Here is a 3112-nt window from a genome sequence, read left to right as displayed (position 1 = left end):
TTACCAACAAAAGGGCGCAATCCGCGATCCAGGCGCTTTCGGGGGCCTGGGATGTGTGTATAAGAGCCGGGGCCACCCCGGGGGCCCCCTTCCCCGGCTGCGGGGGCGGGGCCGCGCTGCCCCGCCACACCCGGCGGATGAGGCCGGCGTCGAGTACCTCGGCGGGCGGACCGGAGGCCGCGACCGCTCCGTCGTGGAGCACGACCACGTGGTCGGCGAAGGTCATCGCGAGGTTGAGGTCGTGCAGTGCGGCGACGACCGCGAGCTCGTGGTCCCCGGCGAGGCGGCTGGCCAGCGACAGGATCGACAGCTGCGCGTGCACGTCGAGGTGGTTGGTCGGCTCGTCGAGCAACAGCAGGCGCGGCTGCTGCGCGAGCGCGCGGGCGAGGTGCACCCGCTGGCGCTCGCCGCCCGACAGGGTCGAGAGCTGCCGGTCGGCGAACGCCGCCATGCCGGCATCGCGTATCGCCGCCTCGACGATCTGGGCGTCATCGCGAGATGCCGCGGCGAACATCGGCACGTGCGGGGTGCGACCGAGCGCGACGGCGCCCCGCACGGTGAGGGGCAGTTCGGCGTGCGAATCCTGCTCGACGAGGGCGGCGCGGCGGGCGCGATCGCGGCGGCTGAGCGAGAACCAGTCCTGCCCCTCCCATGTCATGCTGCCGGCGGCCGGCCGCTCGATGCCCGCGATCGCCCGGATCAGGCTCGACTTGCCCGCCCCGTTGGGGCCGACGATGGCGGTCACCGACCCGGCGAGGATGTCGGCGTCGACCGCGTCGACGACGGTGCGGCCGCCCAGCTCGACCGAGATGCCGCGCGCGCTCATCATCGGGTCGCGGCGCGTGGGGGAGGAGAGCACCTGCTCGGCCTGGCTCATGCGGTGCTCCTCGAGCGCATCAGCAAGAGGACGAACACGGGTGCGCCGACCACGGCCGTGATGATGCCGACCGGCAGCTCCCGCGGGTCGAAGATGGTGCGCGCGGCGGTGTCGCACCACACGAGGAAGATCGCGCCGGAGAGCGCCGCGAGCGGCAGCAGGGCGCGGTGCCGCGCGCCCACCACGAGCCGAACGGCGTGCGGGAGGATGAGCCCCACGAACCCGATCGACCCGCTCACCGCGACCATGCCGCCGGTCAGGAGCGCGGTTCCGACGAGCAGCACCCACCGGGTGCGGGTCACGTGCACTCCGAGCGCGGCGGCGGAGGTGTCGCCGAAGGCGAACGCGTCGAGCGCCCGGCCGCTCACCATCAGCGGAACGCCGATGACCAGCACCGCGCCGAACGCGATGGCTACCGCCGGCCAGCGGGCACCGGCGAGGGAGCCCAGCAGCCAGGACAGGATCTCGCGGTACGAGTCGCCGGTCGCAGTCCAGAAGATCACGAAGCTGGTGAGGGCCGCGAAGAGGCTCGAGACGGCGATGCCGGCCAGGATGGTGCGGCTCGGGGTGAGCGATGCCCCCGCCCCCGCGATGAGCAGTGTCGCGGCCAGGGCGACCAGCGCGCCGACGAATGCGGCGGCGGGCAGCAGCACCGAGACGCCGACCACGAGCACCGCGACGGCGCCGAGGGATGCCCCCGACGACAGCCCGAGCAGGTAGGGATCGGCGAGCGAGTTGCGCGTGATGGCCTGCATCACCGCACCGGCGATCGCGAGTCCAGCCCCGACCGCGGCCGCGGTGAGCACGCGGGGAAGGCGCAGTTCCCACACGATGCCGTCGCGCAGCGGCGACAGCGGGCTGGTTCCGAGCCCGAGGTTGCTGGCGATCGACGCCCACACCTCGCCGAAGCGGATGTCGGCCGGTCCGATGGTCACGGCGACGCCGATCGACAGCACGAGCGCGACCGAGAGCAGCACCCCGGCGACGGCGACCCTGGCGCGCGCGCCGGAGGGACCGGACATGCGCGGCGCCGTGCCCCGCGTCGTTTCCGCCCGTGCCGAAACCGTGCTCATCGCCGCCGCCCCGTCATCCGGTCTAGCCCTCGAGGTCCATGGCGGCGAGCTGCTCGGCCAGGTCGGCCGTCGCGGGCACCGAGCGCACGCCGGCCTCGCCCGCGGGGAACGGAACCGTCAGGTAGCGCTGGTTCTGCACCGCGTCGAGCTCGGCGGTGGCCGGGTTCGACTCGAGCAGCTCGATCTTGCTGGCCGCGGTGTTCCACGACGCGTCGACGAGCACGATCACGTCGGGGTCCTGGTCGACGATGGCTTCCCAGCCGAGCGACGACCAGGTGTCGTCGATGTCGGCCGCGACGTTGCTGAGCCCGAGGGCCTCGAGCATCATCTGCGGGGCGCCGATGCCCGCCCCGACGTAGGGGATGTCGGTGCCGGAGGAGTACCAGAGCGCCGTGAGGCCACGCTCGTCGGCGTCGATGGTGTCGAGCTGCGCCTGCTGGTCGGCGATGAGCTCGGCTGCGGCATCCGGAGCACCGAACAGGGTGCCAGCCTCGGTGATCTCGGCGAACACGTCGTCGAAGGCGAGCTTGGCCGGCTGGTAGCCCTCTCCCTTGCACGCCGAGGGCGCGACGTAGCTGCCGATGCCGAGAGCGGCGAGCGATTCGCGGTCGCCGGCGCTCTCCGGGGTGAGCATCGACTCCCAGCCCACGTAGACGAAGTCGGGCTCCAGTTCGAGCACGGCCTCCTGGCTGGGCGCGAAATCGGAGATCACGGGGATGTCTTCCGCGGCGCCCGCCCATTGCTCTAGCACCGGGCCGTCCTGGAAAGCCGACCCGACGATGCGGTCGCCGAGCCCCAGGGCCAGCAGCATCTCGGTGGTGGTCGACTTGATGGTCACGATGCGCTCGGGCGCGGCCTCCGGCACCTCGACCACGGTGCCGCAGTTGTCGAGCTGGGAGGGAGCGGATGCCGCGGCATCCGATCCCTCGCCTGTCTCGGGTGCGGCGGCCGGCGTCGCGGCGCATCCGGTGAGCGCCACGGCGAGAACGGCGAGGGCGCCGAGGCCGGTCGTGCGGGCGGTGTGTGCGAGGCGGGGGCGGGCGGGGCCCTGGGGGGACGGCAAACGAGGGGACACGAGAAATCCGGGGGCGACGGGGGTGGGGGCGGGACCTGGCCCTTATACACATTTCCGAGCCCACGAGACGCCCATGAAACCCGTATG

3 protein-coding genes are annotated in these 3112 nt (G+C 72.8%); all 3 read right to left on the bottom strand.

Annotated features, from left to right (window positions below):
* Window positions 1-877: ABC transporter ATP-binding protein (locus G5S38_RS15320; RefSeq protein WP_165070487.1), on the bottom strand; the 877-nt coding region annotated here is incomplete at its 3' end.
* A complete protein-coding gene (locus G5S38_RS15315; protein ID WP_201276714.1) occupies window positions 874-1899 on the bottom strand; it encodes a putative F420-0 ABC transporter permease subunit in 1026 nt (341 codons plus the stop codon). The genes G5S38_RS15320 and G5S38_RS15315, both read right to left, overlap by 4 nt.
* A 73-nt stretch (window positions 1900-1972) precedes the next feature.
* A complete protein-coding gene (locus G5S38_RS15310; protein WP_165070483.1) occupies window positions 1973-3013 on the bottom strand; it encodes a putative F420-0 ABC transporter substrate-binding protein in 1041 nt (346 codons plus the stop codon).
* Between the last annotated feature and the right edge of the window lie 99 nt (window positions 3014-3112).

This window comes from Marisediminicola senii (genome assembly GCF_011057645.1).
Classification (GTDB): domain Bacteria; phylum Actinomycetota; class Actinomycetes; order Actinomycetales; family Microbacteriaceae; genus Marisediminicola; species Marisediminicola senii.
This window is presented reverse-complemented; position numbering and strand designations above follow the sequence as displayed.